Annotated in this window: 8 protein-coding genes; 5 read left to right on the top strand and 3 right to left on the bottom strand. The window is 37.5% G+C overall.

Features of this window, described 5'->3' with window-relative positions; all coding sequences use genetic code 11:
* Positions 1-145: 145 nt before the first annotated feature.
* Positions 146-1,666, bottom strand: a complete 1,521-nt coding sequence (locus BC008_RS05515) for a hypothetical protein (RefSeq protein ID WP_072207692.1) — start codon at positions 1,664-1,666, stop codon at positions 146-148.
* Between the two features lie 909 nt (positions 1,667-2,575).
* Positions 2,576-2,953 carry a hypothetical protein gene (locus BC008_RS05510; protein ID WP_058183318.1) on the bottom strand — a complete coding sequence of 126 codons (378 nt, stop codon included), beginning with the start codon at positions 2,951-2,953 and terminating at the stop codon, positions 2,576-2,578.
* 699 nt (positions 2,954-3,652) lie between these two features.
* Here BC008_RS05510 and BC008_RS05505 point away from each other — a divergent pair.
* From BC008_RS05505 to BC008_RS05500, 3 genes are all read left to right on the top strand, one after another.
* Entirely contained in the window at positions 3,653-4,768 is a 1,116-nt protein-coding gene (locus BC008_RS05505; protein WP_058183316.1) for a DUF1822 family protein, read from the top strand.
* A gap of 566 nt (positions 4,769-5,334) precedes the next feature.
* A complete protein-coding gene (locus tag BC008_RS49265) occupies positions 5,335-5,505 on the top strand; it encodes a ribbon-helix-helix domain-containing protein (RefSeq protein ID WP_161938076.1) in 171 nt (56 codons plus the stop codon).
* Between the two features lie 540 nt (positions 5,506-6,045).
* Positions 6,046-12,228: an nSTAND1 domain-containing NTPase gene (locus BC008_RS05500; RefSeq protein ID WP_058183314.1), complete on the top strand. Its 6,183-nt coding sequence runs from the start codon at positions 6,046-6,048 to the stop codon at positions 12,226-12,228.
* 449 nt (positions 12,229-12,677) lie between these two features.
* On the opposite strand, the gene treS is transcribed toward BC008_RS05500, so the two are convergent.
* The gene (gene treS / locus BC008_RS05495; RefSeq protein ID WP_027846226.1) at positions 12,678-16,064 is read right to left on the bottom strand and encodes a maltose alpha-D-glucosyltransferase; all 3,387 of its coding nucleotides are present in this window, start codon (positions 16,062-16,064) and stop codon (positions 12,678-12,680) included.
* Between the two features lie 250 nt (positions 16,065-16,314).
* Here treS and malQ point away from each other — a divergent pair, with 250 nt between their 5' ends.
* Together malQ and BC008_RS05485 are read left to right on the top strand one after the other, a co-directional pair.
* A complete protein-coding gene (malQ, locus tag BC008_RS05490; protein ID WP_268768201.1) occupies positions 16,315-17,868 on the top strand; it encodes a 4-alpha-glucanotransferase in 1,554 nt (517 codons plus the stop codon).
* Positions 17,869-18,006: 138 nt separating this feature from the next.
* Positions 18,007-18,699, top strand: coding sequence for a glutathione binding-like protein (locus BC008_RS05485; RefSeq protein WP_027846228.1), 693 nt, complete (start codon positions 18,007-18,009; stop codon positions 18,697-18,699).
* Positions 18,700-18,862: the final 163 nt, after the last annotated feature.

Raw genomic sequence — 18,862 nt, 5'->3', positions numbered from 1 at the left:
ACTTCGGAGTTTAAGGTGAGATGGAGTTTGAAGTAAAATATTTGCGATATTTACTACTTATTTTCACTGAAGGCTTGAATCCAGTATCCAATTTTACATTTTAGATTTCAAGTTTTAGATTTATTACTTTAGTACATAATTTTGTTTATGCTGTATTCTTATCTTCGAGGTATTGACGTAATAGTTGGGCAAACAAACTATTTCTGCTAAGATATCTACCGTTACTGATTTCTGCAAATGCTTCTTTAAAAGCCATTTGGTGCATGTATTCTTTGATTACTTCAGCAATATTTATTAGTTCCTCTCGATTTTTAGATAGGGAAGTTAAGCGAGGATCTACCGGGTTTTTTATGAGATCTTTAATCAATGTCTCCTGGGTTAAGTACTCAGTAGATTTGATCAGTTCTTTTAACTTGAATATCCGTCTAGCTTGAGATTTATCAATAGACCATTGATCTGCAATTTGAACGATGCTTAAAGGATTCGTTTCTCGATAATAGAGCTTTAATCCTTCTGGGAATATGCTTGCAAAACGGTTATATTTTCGACTTTTTGCTAAGTCTGAAATCTTATCAGAAATCCTTTGGGCGATCGCTTGAGACAGAACTTCCATGAATAACTGATTAAGAAAATTTAATAATTCTTGCCATTCAATCGATACTGGATCTAAATAACTACCAGGAGGGAGATGAGATTGAAGTGAATAATTATTACTTTCATCTGTTTCCAATGGTGTATCTATAGATTCAGCATGGGGGGTACCAAGCTTTTTAGAGTATATATCTTGACGTAATATATGTGCAATTTCTTTGAGCAGTCGAATCAGTTCTTCATAAGAATTCAGGTTGATATTTTTTTTCTTTAAGGAAGCGAGCATTTCTGTTAGTTGCTCTTTCGTTGGATTAGTACATTTTCCTGTTTGACCACAGGAGCGTCTATCCCGACGGTAAACCTGATGAAAGACTTCTAAAATTTCACGCTCGTGATTTTGTAAATGAAACTTAAGGGAATTAGGAACATCTTTACATAAAACTGACCAATCACTAGGAACACCTATTCTATATTCCAACAGGAAATTTCTCAATTCTTTATTCTGTCGGGTACATCTGATTGTCCAATTATCTAAGCTTTCTGTTTTACTTAAATTTGGATTATAAGTTCGTAAAATTTCTAAACTTTGATAATTCCCCTTATTTGATATTGCTTGAGTAAAGCCATTTTCTTTTAGAATCAACTGAGTTTTTCCATCTCTGTCCAAAATGATGAGGGTCTTTCCATCATCATTGAGAACGTATGGTAGTAATTCATGGTATGTAAAGGGTTTAGGAGTATCAATCCCAAAATTGTTATTGGTAATTAATATGCAAGTTTTTCCGATCGCGTGAGAAATGTAACATCTCAAACAAAGTCCAGCTAAAGCACGAATTTTAAAGTCGAGAGTGTGATTGTGGAAAATATTCCACAGATCTGTTTGAATATTCCTGTTTACTTGTTTTGATAGAGTTTTTTGGTTGCTTTCTTCTGGGAAATTTTCTGCGAAGAACTGTTTTGCTAGGTCAGATTCTCGATCTTTATAACCTCTTGTTAGGTGACTATCCCTGTTTCTAGGATTGGTAATAATACGAATCATCCAATACCTTGAAGTATTTATAGTATCGATATCCATAGTTTCAATATGCACCTTTAATTAGCTCATATGTTCTTGTTTGATTTGTTCTCAAGTGAGTTCAGCTTTGTGAAGAAAAATAGTAGCAGACATATTGTTTGGGACATAAAACACTTTGCAAGTCAACGAGGTAGCAAACCCATATCTTCAAACTCTTTTTGTATAAGAATTAATACCTGTCTGAATGTACGTCACCAAACTGAAATATACTGTAAAATTTTGCTCATAGGGGAATGGAGAACAGAAACATTTCCTAAGAATCTTGGTTATTGATCTATTACCTTTATCTATTACAGAGAAAATATTCAGCCAGTTATTCATATTCTTAAGTATTCGCAAATCAAAGCTTTTCATGTTTACGTATTTATAAAAAATTGGTATCATTTCACTAATGAATCCCAACTACAACTTTTCACGACAAAATAAAGTTTTCAAACGACCTCAAAAAAGTTTTTCTTCCTGAAAATACGAAAAATATACGTTTCTGAAAAAATTGCACATCGCGTTATTAAATTATTGGTAACTCGTAATTATCCCAACAATATTTATAACAATACACTCGAATCACCATAAAATTTCTTCTTCCAGCAATACCAAATTTTCGTGCAATAACGAGAGTATGTTACAACTGATAATCTGCACCGATCTGATTCAGTCCAATCACCTATGAAAATTAATTTTTCGCCCTCATAGGATTTACTCCAAGCCCGGAAGTCTTCCATAAGTATTATGTCGTGTTAGCAATCGTACTCTAAAAACCACTGTTAGCACAGCGTGTCTGTAAACTATAAAGCCTTACACAGTTTGACTTCTCAGACTTTATTCTATGAGGACAGGGATCTTAATCCAAGACGATTATTGAGAATGGCGCAAGTTATCAGTTATTATGAATTGAGTACAGAGAAGAATTTAATAATCCGAGCGTAACTCTGGAAAGGGTTGAGTTTTGGGTTGATTGTCTGTTTGTGGTTTGGAAGTGTCCATTAGTATTAATATAGCAGAAATTAGGCATATGATTAGAAAAACAGGGGCTCGACCCCTGCGAAAAGAATATTCTTTACCGCACTTCACGCAAACTTCCCGGTAGCGGTCTAAAGGATCTGTTTTAAACGGACAATTACTTTGGTCACATTCATAATTACAATAGTTTGAACTCATAGCTAATCCTTTTTGCTTAATTGCTTTTAAGGGATTTCCAGCAATCGCCGCTCTGAGATAAAAGTTGAAGCGTTCATATATGGAATTCGGAATAGGGTAAACAGAGATTCCACACCTGATGGCGCTCAACTTTGCTATGCGCGACTAATACATAATCTGTCACGTTTACGCTAGAGCAATCGCAATTACTTTAGGGAACTTGATATTACACTTACTATATAGGTTCATTATTTTTTACTGTTTACCTTCCAATAAAATTTTGTTCTGTTATTATTTGTAAAGATTTTGTCTTAAATACAGATTTTGTACTGTGCCTAACCAAATTACTACACTATGTTGTAGAGATATCTTTGCTAAATAACATTGGAAGACATTACAGGTAAAGCTTTCAAGGATTTTTGCAAAGTAAATACGAGGAAATAACAGTAGTATCAAAAACCTTGCACTTTAGTCGGTTATATTGCCGGGTAAATTATAAGCTAAGAGACGAAACTATTATGTTGCAAGGTATGTGGTTTCTCGATTTACAATGCTTTACTTTCTCAGCAATCTCTGGACACTCAATTTGTCTAGCTCTGCGAACATATCACACTGCCCTAAATCGATCAGTAAAATTTATTCAATCCTATATATAGGAGTAAAACTTCTTCAGTCCTATAAAACCGTGCGGTACCAAATCGAGTTTATTCGTCGGGATAGATGCTAATCCCATCAAATAAGAAAATCTACGAATCCAAACAAACAACAACTACAATAAACGCTCACTTCCTTGGGGAAACACAATCTCACCTTTAATTCTCCTGAAGAATTCGTTTTCTGTCTACAAATATGTTGTACTCACTATTAAACAACCCAAAATATCTAGGTCTAAACTTGGAACCACTAATTATTCCTTTACAATCAAAATACTTCGATAAAGCTAGAAAAATCAGTGAGAAAGTAACTGGTGAAAGAAATCAGTGGAAAACCTACTTGAGTGCGATCGCTTTATTTGCTTTTGAAGAATACTTACAGGAACTAATACCAGATATTCAATTTGATATCAATGATGTTTCTATCTTTCAACTTCAACATCAAAACTTAACGGATACCGTCTGTAATACACAACTTAGCAATTTTAAGCTTTGTTTAATTACAACCGACAATTTAGTGGATGATTGGATAACTGTACCGGAAAAAATTATCAATTCCCCAAAACTAGCAGGTCATTTGTATGTATTGCTCGAAATTATGGAAGCGGAAAAACAATTGATAATTCATGGTTTTATGTATCGCGATGAAATATTGAAATATCAAGAGTCCGTTAATATAACTAGTACCACTCAAGATAATAAGAGTATTAAAATCCCATTCTCTCGTTTCGACCCTGAAATCAATAATCTTCTAATTTGTTGCCGTTTATTGAAACCTGAGGCTATTAATTTACCCAAAGACGATACAATCGCTCCAGTAGTGATCGCAAATATTCATAAAGCTTCCCACGCTATAGCTCAATCTTTAGTGAACCTTGGCCAATGGGGAAATGGAATATTCGAGGAAGGTTGGGAATCTCTTGAAGAAATTTTAACACTGCAAATGCCCGATCCGGTTTACTTGAGAAATAAAAATTATCCTGAATATCCAATTCAGAAAGGTAAATTGTTTGATTTTGGATCTTTACTAAATAATAAAAAATTTGCCTTGGTGGTAAAGATGAAACCCGAAGAGAATGAAGAAAAAGGTGTAATTGTACAGATTCGTCCGGAAAATGAGTATTGTTTACCACAGGGTTTGAAATTAAAAGTAACGCTGAATCATAATACAAATGAAGTAGAAAGCGAAGAAGCGATCGCTACAGAATCAGATTGCATTATTCAGCTAGGATTTTGTGAATCTCCTGGTAAACAGTTCAAAGTGGAAGCAATCTATCAAGATGCCGTACTTACAGAAGAATTTGTCTTGTAACCAAGCTCAAAAATCTAATATCAGCTAGGCTCAATTTTACTGTAATCCACCTAAACACAACTCAGTTCACTTATAGCTACATTTTCGATTTTCAATCACATTTTTTATCGCGTCGCATCTCGTTTCGACTGGTACTAGAGTGGTTATAACCTGATTTCCTGGTTTATCCGATGATACAAAGTCTCCAGGAGGAACTGTAAAAGCAAGAAAAGCCAACTGAGAGGAAATTAAATTTATCGTCAAATTACGCATAATGAATACCCACACCCTATAAATATAACCTTGTGGCCACAAAAGACCACAAAGGACCACAAAAAATAATGGTAACGGGCTATATTTGAATTGTCAATACTCTTTAGAATTCCGCTAACCCCTTATTTTTTTCAAGGATTCAAAACCGTTAACAATAAGTTTGTGGGAAAGAAAAATTGCTTCGTGGTTTGAGGGAGAACCCCTAGCGAAAATTCAGACAGCAACCCTATTTGATTTGCACTTCTCTACACCACAAATGTAGTACGCGTGTAGTGAAAAGATTTACCGTGAACCCTAACAACATCAATTGACCTATGAAAAAAAATAATTCTACAAATTCAATTTCAAGAAATAAGATGCTGAAAATAAGAGTTAACGATCAAGAGTACAACTTTTTAAGAAAAATGGCGGAAGTAGACGGAATATCAATGTCTGATGTTATTCGAATGCAAATCAAAAGGCTTGAAAGAGAATCTAAAAAATAAAATGTTTGACAACATCAATTATTTTAGCTAATCTAGCAGAGTGATTTGATGTACGTTGACGTAGTTTACCCTAGAGTGTTTATTCGGGTAGGTGTAGTCCTAATTATCCGATTATTTCTAAAAATAAATAAGTATTAAAACTTCCTTGACATTAATTTTCAAGATTTACTCTGATTTTTTTAGCGTGTCGATACAGCTAATATCTTTATATTTATTGTAATTTTTGATAGAATGGTGACAAATATAATTGTCCACAAATTCTGAAAGAAGAGCTAGTTTACCTAGTTCTTTTTCCCACTAATTTTGAAGGGCTAGTTTACTCAAAAAAATGTAGAAATCACCAAAGGTTTTGCCAATACCGCAGGTTCTTCTGGTTATCCTCTACAAATCCTCATGATTGATGTCCTCACTAGCAAGGATTGCATGAATATTTTTCCATAATGGTAGTATGAGTGATGCCCAACTTTGGAAAATAATGTTTCCAAGGTCTAGTTTTCCAATGGTCTTTGTGGTATGAGATGTAAAATTAGGAACTGAGGCATGCAGGTACTGCTAAGTTTGAAGTTTGGTGATGGTGACTTTAGTAACGGATTCTCTGAGATCGTTATTAGGGCAAGCATTGCTTCAGGTCAGTACTCTAAAGATATAGAAGTCCAGTTACCCTCTGCACCACTAATTCCTAGTTTGTATAAAAATTGGCGAAATAAATACATTAAGTTATTTGAAGCTCGTGGGATCAAACTTTTACCCTCCAAATCTTTGGCGACAAGTTTTTATCCAGAGAATGACAATGATGTTATCAGAGGTTTCACGAAAATACCAACTAATTTATCATTTGAGCAGTCTAAGCAAGAGTGCGATAGTTATGCATTGGATTTATGTACTGAAGTTAACCAATGGTTAGAAAAAATCAGGTCACAGTTAGAAAGACAACTGCTGTTAGAAGCAAATTCTCAAGTTTTGTTGGAGATTCATACTCAAAATATTACATCGCAGCAAACGAAAGACATTTTACATCGTTTACCTTGGCGGGAATGGGATTATTTTCAAGAACGTTCTGATTTAAAAGTTGAATTTGAAGTTGTTTTGTGTTTGAGTGAATCGAATTCCCGTGCGCCAGAGGTTAAAGATGATGGGATATTTAGAAGGGTTAGAATTACAAGTATCTTTGGCGATAGTAAGAATATAAGTGTTGCTGACGATAAGGAATTAATCGCTAAACTGAAGAAACGCGGAGCAGAATTAATTAATCTGGAGCAACCACAACGCCAAGATTTTAGAAAGTTATGGGATGAACCTTGCGATATTTTATTTTATAGCGGTCATAGCGAAACCTATAATGATGGAGCTGTTGGTTCGCTGCAAATTAATTCAGAAGAAAGTTTAAAATTACAGGAAATCAGAAATACTTTAGGGGAAGCTGTAAAAAAGGGTTTAAAGTTAGCGATATTTAATTCCTGTGATGGCTTGGGTTTGGCGAAACAGTTAGCAGATTTGCATTTACCTTACATCATAGTTTGGCGCGAACCAGTACCGGATAAAACCGCAATTCGGTTTATTGAGTATTTTCTCAGTTCCTATGCTGAAGGAAAATCTTTGTTTACCTCGGTGCGAGATGCAAGACTTAAGCTTTTTGAACTAAGCTCCTCGGAGGAAAGGAAAAAGCAAATACCTGGATTAAACTGGTTACCAATCATTTGTAAAAATACCAGCAATCCACCTCCGACTTGGGAAGATTTAGGAGGGTTAACAGGTAAACTTCCCAATTGTCCTTACAAGGGATTATCCGCATTTACAGAGGAAGATGCAAAATACTTTTTTGGTCGAGATAATGCGATCGCCGATTTAGTTCAAGCGGTAGATACTCAACCTTTGGTTGGGGTGATTGGTGCTTCTGGAAGTGGGAAGTCGTCCTTGGTGTTTGCAGGTTTAGTTCCTCATTTAAGGACGACTGGTAAGGTAGAGATAGTATCCTTCCGTCCGGGGAATAATCCTTTTGATGCTTTGACCGTTGCTTTGAGTTCCCATATCAGGTCCAGGTCTACTGTAATTGCGACCCAAGGAAGCAATCCCAATCCATTAGAAATTAGTAACAAGTGCGCAAGTCCAACACAAATAAACTTGCTTCATGATGAAAAGGCTTTGCATCGATTAATCGAAAATATTGTTGCTTATGGTCAAATTTCCCCACAATCCTCTAAAAACGTACCACAAATGTGTAGAGACGTTGCATGCAACGTCTCTACAGGGGATTATGGGGTAAAGGATAATTCTGTTGTGGGGACATTTAACGGACAGAAATCCTACCAACATTTTGTATTAATCGCAGACCAATTTGAAGAACTTTATACTTTAACCTCGGAAGAACAACGTCAAGCTTTCTTAGATGCATTGCTTTACGCGGTCAGATTTACCCCATGTTTCACCCTGGTGTTCACCCTCAGGGCTGATTTTATGGGGAAAGCCTTTGTTGAATATAAACCAATGGGTGAGACTTTGCGGAAATACCCCCCAATATTAGTCACACAGATGAACCGTGTTGAATTAACCGCAGCGATCGAACAACCAGCGGCTAAGATGAAGGTTGAATTTGAGAAGGGTTTAACTAGTAAAATCATTGACGATCTTGGCGATAGACCAGGACGTTTACCTTTATTGGAATTTACCTTATCCCAGCTTTGGGATAGACATGACAAATGGTATCTCACCCATCAAGCTTATGAACAAATTGGTGGTTTAGAAAAAGCTTTAGCTAAATATGCAGATTCAATATTAAATTCCTCATCTACTGAGGACAAAGAAAAAGCTGAGCAGATATTTATTCAGTTGGTTAGTCCTGGGGAAGGGACGGAAGATACCAAACGTAAAGCTACTCATAGTGAAGTAGGGAAAGATAATTGGGATTTGGTGGAATTTTTTGTAAATAAACGTTTGCTGATAACTGGTTGGGATCAAAGCATTCAAGAAAAAACGGTAGAGATTATCCATGAAGCGCTGATTCGAGAATGGGGAATGCTCCGGGAATGGATCAAAAGTAATCGTCAGTTCCGGGTTTGGCAGGAACGGTTACAGTTTACAGTAGTTAAATGGGAAGATAAACAGCGCGATTCGGAATACTTGTTAAGTGGTGGAAATTTAGGTGAAGCAGAGGGTTGCTATTTTGATGAGAAATATCGGGAGTATTTGAGCAATTCTCAAAGTGAATTTATTCAAGAGAGTTTGGATGCAAGGAATCGGGAAAAAGTACAAAGAGAACGTCAACGACAGGAAAAAATACGGTTGCAAAAACGTGCAATTCGTTGGCTTGGTGGTAGTTTGTTAGCAGCTTCCTTAGCTACCGGATTTGCTGGATTCAATTGGATCAAAGCAGAGATAAGCACAACAGAAGAAAAGCTTAATAATTCAGTTTTAACTTCAGAAACCTTTTTGAATTTACAAAATAATGGGGATGCATTATTTGAAGCAATTAAAGCGCAGCAATTATTAGATAATTACTGGTGGAAAAATTGGATACCTATCTATATCAAACAGAAAGTTAAAATAGCAATGCATCAGTCAATTAATCATTCTTGGGTTGAAGAAAAGCGCACTTTAGAAGGGCATCAATCCCAGGTTGAAAGCGTGGAATTTAGCCCAGATGGAAAAATAATTGCTTCCGCTTCATCAGATAAAACAGTGAAATTGTGGTCCAAAAATGGTAAATTACTCCACACTTTAGAAGGACATAAAAAATCGGTGTGGAGGGTAAGATTTAGCCCAGATGGAAAAACAATTGCTTCCGCTTCACTAGATAAAACAGTAAAATTATGGTCGGTTGAAAGCGGTAAATTACTCCACACTTTAGAGGGACACCAAAACAATATTAATCACGTGAGATTTAGCCCGGACGGGAAAATAATTGCTTCCGCTTCACTAGATAAAACAGTAAGATTGTGGTCGGTTGAAAGCGGTAAATCACTCCATACTTTAGAAAGACATCAAAAAACTGTTAGGAGCGTGGAATTTAGCCCAGATGGGAAAACAATTGCTTCTGCTTCAGATAAAATAGTAAAGTTGTGGTCAATTGATGGTCAATTACTCCGTACTTTAGAAGGGCATCAAAAGACAGTTAGCGATATAGAATTTAGCCCGGATGGAAAAACTATTGCTTCCGCTTCAGCCGATAGGACAATTAAATGGTGGTCACTTGATGGTCAATTAATCTACACTCTCTTGGGACATCAAGACGCAGTTTGGAGAGTGAAATTTAGCCCGGATGGAAAAACTATTGCTTCCGCTTCAAATAATAGTACAGTGAAATTGTGGTCTGCGGACAATGGTCAACTACTCCATACTCTATTATCCGAAAATGACAACAGAGTTTGGAAGGTGGAATTTGGTCCACATGCTAAGGTAAGGAGATTTCATGATTATGTTGGTATTTTACTTCGTACTTTACCTGAACATCAAGACGCAGTTTGGAGTATAAAGTTTAGCCCTGATAACACAGTTATAGCTTCTGCTTCTGCTGGAAAAGTGAAATTGTGGTCTGTAAATAATGGTCAATTACTAAATACAGTATCTGGGCATCACAAAACAGTTAGCGATGTAGAATTTAGTCCAGATGGAAATACTATTGCTTCCGCTTCATGGGATAAAACAGTGAAATTGTGGTCAATCGAACATAGTCGTCAATTATTTCATACCTTATCTGGACATCAAGACTGGGTTTGGAGTGTGGGATTCAGTCCAGATGGAAAAACAATTGCTTCCACTTCATATGATAAAACAGTTAAATTGTGGTCAATAGAAAATGGTAAATTACTCCGCACCTTTACTGGACATCAAAACTCTGTCTTAAGTGTAGAATTTAGCCCAGATGGAAAAACAATTGCTTCCACTTCAGATGATAAAACAGTTAAATTGTGGTCAATAGAAAATGGTGAATTACTCCGCACCCTTACTGGACATCAAAACTCGGTTTTGAGCATGAGATTTAGCCCAGATGGAAAAACAATTGCTTCTGCTTCATCAGATGGGACTGTAAAATTGTGGTCAACAGAAAATGGTAAATTACTTCACACCTTTACTGGATATCAATTCTCAGTTAATTTGGTGGAATTTAGCGCGGATGGAAAAACAATTGCTTCTGCTTCATCAGATGGGACTGTAAAATTGTGGTCAATAGAAAATGGTAAATCACTTCACACCTTAACTGGACATCAGTATTCGGTTTTGAACATGGGATTTAGCCCAGATGGAAAAACAATTGCTTCTGCTTCATCAGATGGGACTGTAAAATTGTGGTCAGTTGAAAATGGTAAATCACTTCGCACCTTTACTGGACATCAAAGCTATGTCACAAGCGTGGGATTCAGCCCGGATGGAAAAACTATTGCTTCCGCATCAGATGATAAAACAATAAAATTGTGGTCAATAGAAAATGGTAAATCACTTCACACCTTAACTGGACATCAAGAAACGGTTTTGAGTGTGGGATTTAGCCCAGATGGAAAAACTATTGCTTCCACTTCAAGTGATAAAACAGTGAAGTTGTGGAATTGGGATTTTGATGATTTACTAATGCAGGGTTGTAAAAAGCTTCAAGATTATTTGATTAACAATCCAGATAAACTGGAAGAACTTAAAGTTTGTCAAACTCCAAAAATAATCGCTCATGCCGCCGCTGAGACTTTGTCAAGACAAGGTGAAGATTTGGCGCAAAACGGTAATTTTGAAGGTGCTTTGAAGAAGTTTCGTCAAGCAAAAATTTGGAATCCGCAATTAGATTTTAATCCACATTCAAAAGCAAAAGCAATTACTTTAGTTGCTAAAGGTAGAGAATTAGCACAACAAAAAGGTGATTTCAAAGGTGCAGTAGACAAATTTAAAGAAGCACAAAAACTCTATCCAAGTGTTAACTTTGACCCCAACGGAGAACAATCAGATAATGACCCCAAATTAGTCGCTAGAAAACTTACAGCAGAACATTTTGTACAACAAGGTAGAGAATTAACACAAAAAGGTGATTTCAAAGGTGCAGTAGACAAATTTAAAGAAGCACAAAAACTCTATCCAAGTGTTAACTTTGACCCCAACGGAGAACAATCAGATAATGACCCCAAATTAGTCGCTAGAAAACTTACAGCAGAACATTTTGTACAACAAGGTAGAGAATTAGCACAAAAAGATGATTTCAAAGGTGCAGTAGACAAATTTAAAGAAGCACAAAAATTTTATCCAAATATTGATCTTGATAACGAAACACAGGAGTTAGATGACGATCCCAAACTAGTAGCTAAAAAACTTATAGACAAGTTTAAAGCAAAATCTTTTGTAACTCAAGGGAAAGAACTTGTAGGCCAGGGTAACGTCAAAGAAGCTGTTGCAGCTTATAACAAAGCATTGAAATATTATCATAACTTGCAAATATCTGCAGAAGATTGGAACTCACTTTGTTGGGGTGGTAGCTTACATAATCACGCCAAGGAGGTGCTGTTTGCTTGTGAGAAAGCAGTAGACCTTGCACCTGAAAATGTGGATATTATAGATAGTCGTGGGCTTGCTAGAATGCTAACTGGGTATACTCAAGGTGCTATTGAGGATTTTGAGGTGTTTGTAAATAACAATTATGAATCAGAGAAAACATCGCAGCGTCGAAGTTGGATTAATTACCTACGCAAAGGGGGGGATCCTTTGACGCTTAAAGTGTTAGAGGAGTTGCGTAAGCAGGAAGGACTATAGCGCTGCGCGCAAGTCATTAGCGTAAGCCTTCTCGGGTATAGTAAGTCAAAAATTAAAAGTCATTATTAAAAGTCATTTGTGCATAGCCCCCTAAATCCCCTAATACTGGGGGACTTTAAGAGCTTATTCCCCCCCCAAAATATGTGATATCATGTCCGGTAAAACACTTACGATAAGGTTCGTAGTAGCGCTTGAGCGCCAATATCTTTACTATGGCGCTAAAGCGCTACTACAAACAAACATATTTTTTCATAAGTAATTAAGCGGACATGATATAACTTATCCATGATGTGACCTCCTCCTTCTCGACATCATGTAGCGCTATATGTGCGGGGAAAATATTAATTGTGCATTACCCACAAGACATTGGTGGAGACGTAGCATGCTACGTCTCTACATCATCATTTAATTAATATTGCGTCTGGGAAATAATTAACTGGAAATACCAATTAATAGTTACCGTTACTCGACTCCAACAAATCAAACAACCGCTCCAAAGGAATTTCCACCATATCGGGACGATTCTTAAGTTCGTAATCCAAATCAAGAATAGCTTTCTCTAACACAAAAGCATCAAGCAATACTTGCAATTCTGCGGGATCTTGGGGAAGGAACGGTGCATTTGCAGTTAATTCCATATAGGATTGCAGAAATGCTACTCCAGACCAAGTGTGCATAAATTGAGTCCAGTTTTCCATCGACGCCAAATTATCCGGACGAATTAAACCGCTTTCCTTTTCATTACGCAAACCGATGCAGCTGGCGTAATAAAAAGACTCTAGCATAGCCGCAACATCACGCAAAGGCGATCGCTTCATACGACGTTCGCTTAAAGGACGGGAAACTTCCCCTTCAAAATCGATAATTATAAAATCTTTACCGGTGTAAAGTACATCTTTGAGGGAGTAATTACCATGACAGCGCGTCCGCATAGCGCTAATTTTTTGATTCAAGATTTTTTTGAATCTATCCAAAAGTAATTCTTTACTGTTAAGTACTGTTTGAGCAAGGGGTTGAATGTCAGAATTAAGATGACCCAATTGTTTTTTCAGTAATAATAGCGCCTGACCTGCTTGGTTACGCATATACTGATAAATCGAGCGCTGGTAAAATGTAGAAAATGTTTCAGCAGCAAATTCCGTATCTTCCTCATCTGCTGAAGCTAAAGCCATGTGTAATTCTGCGGTACGTTGTCCTAATAATTGAGCAGAACGCAAATAAGACCCCATTAACTCATAAGCTAGATCGGGGATTTTGACTTTTAAGGCTTCTACTAGAGATGATGGCGGAATGGGAATTTCAACATCATCATTTAATTTGACCATTACCTGCTCGAAAAAGTCCCGCAGGGTATCTAAACTATATTCCCAACCATCAGTAATATCGGGAATATATTGGCGTAAAATTCCTAGGGTAATTGGATGACTTCCGCGACGACGATATTCTAAAGCACCTGCGATCGCTGCAAAGTGTTCTGGTTGGGGTATACCTTTGTTAGTAGAACTCTTTGTGAGAAAACAACCAACTTCAAAATCTGGGTTACTTCCTTCTTCTACCTTACGGAACAGTTTAAAGAAAAAGCGATCGCCATAAATTATTGCACTATTACTATATTCACCACCTAGTAAACGTGGTTCTAAATTAGTATCACCTGCAGCATCTTTTTCATTACCAAATAATTCTTTAAATGCTTCTGTTTGGGTTGCTGCGAGTTCCCCGATGTTACCTTTGTAGGTATGTCCTTGGGCGATTATATCTAAGGGGAAATCAAGAAATTCTTGATCGCCAAAAGCATCAAATAAAACCCCAACTTCATCTTTGTCCCGGAGTTTAATTTGAGCAATAACCTGTTCTGGATTGTTTTCTAAGCGGTCTTTACCCTTACTACCTGCTTCATAAGCCATAGGAACGACGTAGGTTTCTGGATCGCCTTCGGTATAGTTAATTTGTAATAAAATTATCTCGATTTGACTATTACGGAAGGATAAAGGAAAAGTTTCGCGAATTTGGGCTGATTGAATAACCCGACTTTTACCACCAAACCAAGGATAACTACATAGATAATCAGATAAAACAGATTCTAAAGCAACCCTAGTTTCAGGTTTATTAAATACATTGTGCCAAGATTCGTTAATTTCTAATAGGGACGGTTCAGTGTAACCCCGTACTCCACAGGTAAGACTTGGTTGTAATTGGAGAGTAAACCAATAGAAGGTATGGGGAGCTAAACTCAAGAAATAAAGGTCGTCACCAATGGGAGGAAATTGGGTACGTCCAAAAATTTCCACTGGAACCATATCGTTAAATCCCGATAAATCCAATTCTACCGTCTGTACAAATCGGGATAGGTTCGCAACAACTAAAATATGTTCGCCGTTATAGGTACGAGTAAAAGCTAATACCTTGCGATTTTCTGGATACAAAAACTCAAATGTACCCCGACCAAAAGCTTGGAAACGGGCTCTAGTTGCTAATAAACGCTTCGTCCACCACCACAAAGAATTAGAATTTTCTCGTTGGGCTTCAACATTAATTGCTTCGTAGTGATATTCCGGTTCAATAATTACCGGTGCGTATAACCTCTGGGGATTTCCCTTACTAAATTCAGCATTGCGATCAGCGCTCCACTGCATTGGAGTTCTCACACCATTGCGATCGCCCAAGTAGATATTATCCCCCATCCCGATTTCATCACCGTAGTAAAGTACGGGAGTTCCGGGTAAGGACATTAACAAAGCATTCATCAACTTTATTTGACGTTGGTTATTACCCAACAAAGGCGCTAACCTTCTGCGGATACCCAAATTTAACCGAGCTTGGGGGTCTTGCGCATAAACCCGATACATATAATCTCGGTCTTCATCGCTGACCATTTCCAAAGTTAACTCATCGTGATTGCGTAAAAATAACGCCCACTGACAGTTATCGGGAATTGATGGCGTTTGTTGCAAAATATCAGTAATAGGAAAACTATCTTCCTGCTGAATAGCCATAAATAAACGTGGCATTAGGGGAAAATGGAAATTCATATGGCACTCATCCCCTGCACCATAATACTCTACTGCGTCCTCAGGCCATTGATTGGCTTCAGCGAGCAACATCCGGTTGGGAAATTTATGATCGATGTGCGATCGCAGTTTTTTCAAGAAAGCGTGGGTTTCGTCTAAATTTTCGCAGTTAGTCCCTTCCAGTTCGTATAGATAGGGGACAGCGTCTAAACGCAATCCATCCACACCCATTTCTAACCAGAAATCAACCACCTCAAATAGGGCTTTCTGTACTTCAGGGCTTTCAAAGTTTAAATCTGGTTGATGAGAGTAAAAACGGTGCCAATAATAAGCCTTAGCTACAGGATCCCATGCCCAGTTAGAATTTTCAAAGTCCTGGAAAATAATCCGCGCTTCCGAATATCTCTCTGGATTTTCACTCCAAACATAAAAATTTCTTTCTGCGCTACCTGCAGGGGCTCTACGTGCTCTTTTAAACCAAGGATGTTGGTCGGAAGTATGGTTAACAATCAGTTCGATAATTACCCGAATACCCCGTTGGTGAGCAGCATTTAAAAAAGCTTTAAAATCTTCTAAATTGCCGTAGATTGGGTTAACACTGGTGTAATCAGCAATATCATAACCATCATCCCGTAATGGTGAGGGGAAAAAGGGTAATAGCCAAATTGCTGTAACTCCCAAATCTTGAAGATAATCTAACTTGGACGTTAAACCGCGAAAATCTCCGATACCATCACCATCACTATCCGCGTAAGCACGTACCGGAACCTCATAAATTACTGCATCTTTAAACCAAAGGGGGTCGTCTTTTAATAATGGATTTTGCATAATCGTAATATCTACTGCCTTATTCCCATACGCTATTTTACAAAGCACAATTGCTGCTTGGAATTAATTGTTATCAACTGTGCTTGATTAATTTAAAGTTTTGTGGTTGTACCGGCATTGCATTCAAATACAAAATATTAACTGTCAAGGGTATAAGTACTTATTTGGTGGTGAAAGGATTTCTTCACGGACATTAACCTCACCCTTAAGGGGTTGACGATTGAATGCCTAAAACCTCATAAGTAAATTAGTGTCTTCCAACGCAAATCAGTATCAGGAATTTGTCATGAGTTTTCCCAGAGCCAGTGGAATTTTGTTACATCCAACTTCTTTACCTAGCCATCATGGTATTGGCGATCTAGGAGAATCCGCATATGAATTTATCGATTTCCTGGCGAATAGCGGTCAAAAATTATGGCAAATTCTGCCTTTGGGACCGACAGGATACGAACATTCTCCCTACACAATGAATTTCAGCGCCTTTGCAGGCAATCCCCTGATGATTAGTTTGGAACAGTTGGTTACAGAAGGGTTACTGAATCAAGATGAATTAATCCCCCTATCTCCAAGTGCTCAAGATAATCCCCAACGGGTTAACTTTGATGAGGCGATTCCCCACAAAACTCAAATCCTTAAACTAGCTTATCAACGATTTGGGCAATCTTTAGCTGAAAAATCTAATCCCGAATTTGAAGACTTTTGTCAGTCACAGTCGGCTTGGTTAGATGACTATGTATTATTTATGTCTCTATTAGAGGCAAACGAATATAAAGCCTGGAATTATTGGGATAAAAGTGTTGCACGTCGCGTTCCCGATGCTCTCAAAGCCAAAAATGAAGAACTAAAAGACCAGATTTTATACCGTAAGTTCTTACAATTTAAGTTCTTTGAGCAGTGGAAAGAACTTAGAAAATATGCCAATGATAAAAATATTCAAATAGTTGGGGACATATCGATTTATGTGTGCCACAATAGTTCGGATGTATGGGCAAACCCAGAAATTTTCCAATTAGATCCTGAAACCCTAGAATCGGCATATATTGCTGGGGTACCACCCGATTACTTTAGTGCTACAGGTCAATTGTGGGGTAATCCAGTTTACGACTGGGATAAATTAAAGGAAACTAAATATGCTTGGTGGATCGAACGTTTTCGTGCCACATTACAATATGTGGACATCGTCAGGATCGATCATTTCCGGGGATTTGAAGCTTATTGGCGCGTAAAAGCTGGCGAAGAAACCGCAATTAATGGTGAATGGGTACTAGCTCCCGGTGCGGAATTTTTTGAAACCTTGGGTAATAGTTTGGGTAGTTTACCAGTAATGGCGGAAGATTTGGGGATTATTACTCCCGAAGTTGAAGAATTGCGCGATCGCTTTGATTTTCCAGGAATGCGTATCTTGCAATTTGCTTTTGGTGGGGATGCTGATAATCCTTATTTACCCCATAATTACATTCCCAACTGTGTAGTTTATCCCGGTACCCACGATAACGATACAGCTGTTGGTTGGTGGCAAACAACTGGTGAGGCTGAGAAACAACATGTAGCAAAGTACTTGGGTTATGACTCCCCAGAAGATGTTAAAGAAATCAACTGGGAATTTATTCGTATGGCTTTAGCTTCCGTGGGAGACTTGGCTGTTTTACCATTACAGGACATTTTAGGCTTAGATAATTCGGCACGGATGAACGATCCTAGTGTTATTCCTGGTAACTGGCGTTGGCGTTATACCGGTTCTAATTTATTAACTTCTGAGTTGAGTCAACGATTGTTGGAAATGACTCAACTTTATAAGAGATAAGTTGAGACGTTAATTTATTTTGTAGGAGCGCACATCGGTGCGCCCTGACCAATCAATGTGAATATCAAATAGGCGTATAATTGTTTCAACATTTTTTATTTTTGATTCATAAACACCTTCTTGGGGAAATTTTAAAACATGATAGAGCTTTATTATTGGACAACTCCCAACGGACATAAAATTACAATTTTTTTAGAAGAAGCTGAATTGAACTACACGATCAAACCTGTAAATATCTCTACAGGAGCACAGTTTGAAGCTGATTTTTTAAAGATTTCCCCTAACAATAAAATACCCGCAATTATCGATCGCAACCCTGTTGACGGTGGTGAGCCCATCAGTGTTTTTGAGTCCGGTGCCATATTACAATACTTGGCGGAGAAAACTGGAAAATTTCTACCCACAGACCTGCGTCGAAAAACTCAAACAATGGAATGGTTATTTTGGCAAATGGGCGGACTAGGACCGATGCTCGGTCAAAATCATCACTTTGTCACCTACGCACCGGAAAAAATTTCCTATGCAATTAATAGGTATGTCAAAGAAACAGAGCGTCTATATGGTGTTTTAGACGAACAACTTACCGACCGAGAATTTATTGCAGGGGAATATTCAATTGCAGATATGGCTGCTTATCCATGGATTGTCCCCCACGAAAGACAACAACAAGACCTGAATGATTTTCCCCATGTTAAGCGATGGTTTGAAGTAATAAAAGCACGTCCTGCTGTCCAAAAAGCTTATGCTAAAGCTGCAGAAATAAATACACAATCAACCGTCACTGAAGAGTCCAAAAAGATTTTATTTGGTCAGGGGAGACGTCGGGAATGATGAGTAATGAGTAATAAGTAATAAGTAACAAGTAACAAGTAACAAGTAATAAGTAATAAGTAATAAGTAATAAGTAATAAGTAATAAGTAATAAGTAATAAGTAATAAGTAATAAGTAATGTTAGCGAAGCGGGGCGCGTTAGCAAAGCGGGACACGTAAGTG

Origin of the sequence: Mastigocoleus testarum BC008 (assembly GCF_001456025.1) — a bacterium.
In the GTDB taxonomy this organism is placed as follows: domain Bacteria; phylum Cyanobacteriota; class Cyanobacteriia; order Cyanobacteriales; family Nostocaceae; genus Mastigocoleus; species Mastigocoleus testarum.
The sequence above is the reverse complement of the archived record's forward strand: the minus strand, read 5'-3'. Positions and strand labels throughout refer to the sequence as shown.

Bases quoted from the DNA above. Each gene is read 5' to 3' on its own strand.
- BC008_RS49265 (WP_161938076.1), top strand. From the start codon at position 5,335: ATGAAAAAAAATAATTCTACAAATTCAATTTCAAGAAATAAGATGCTG.
- BC008_RS05515 (WP_072207692.1), bottom strand. From the start codon at position 1,666: ATGGATATCGATACTATAAATACTTCAAGGTATTGGATGATTCGTATT.
- BC008_RS05505 (WP_058183316.1), top strand. From the start codon at position 3,653: ATGTTGTACTCACTATTAAACAACCCAAAATATCTAGGTCTAAACTTG.
- treS (WP_027846226.1), bottom strand. From the start codon at position 16,064: ATGCAAAATCCATTATTAAAAGACGACCCCCTTTGGTTTAAAGATGCA.
- BC008_RS05485 (WP_027846228.1), top strand. From the start codon at position 18,007: ATGATAGAGCTTTATTATTGGACAACTCCCAACGGACATAAAATTACA.
- BC008_RS05500 (WP_058183314.1), top strand. From the start codon at position 6,046: ATGCAGGTACTGCTAAGTTTGAAGTTTGGTGATGGTGACTTTAGTAAC.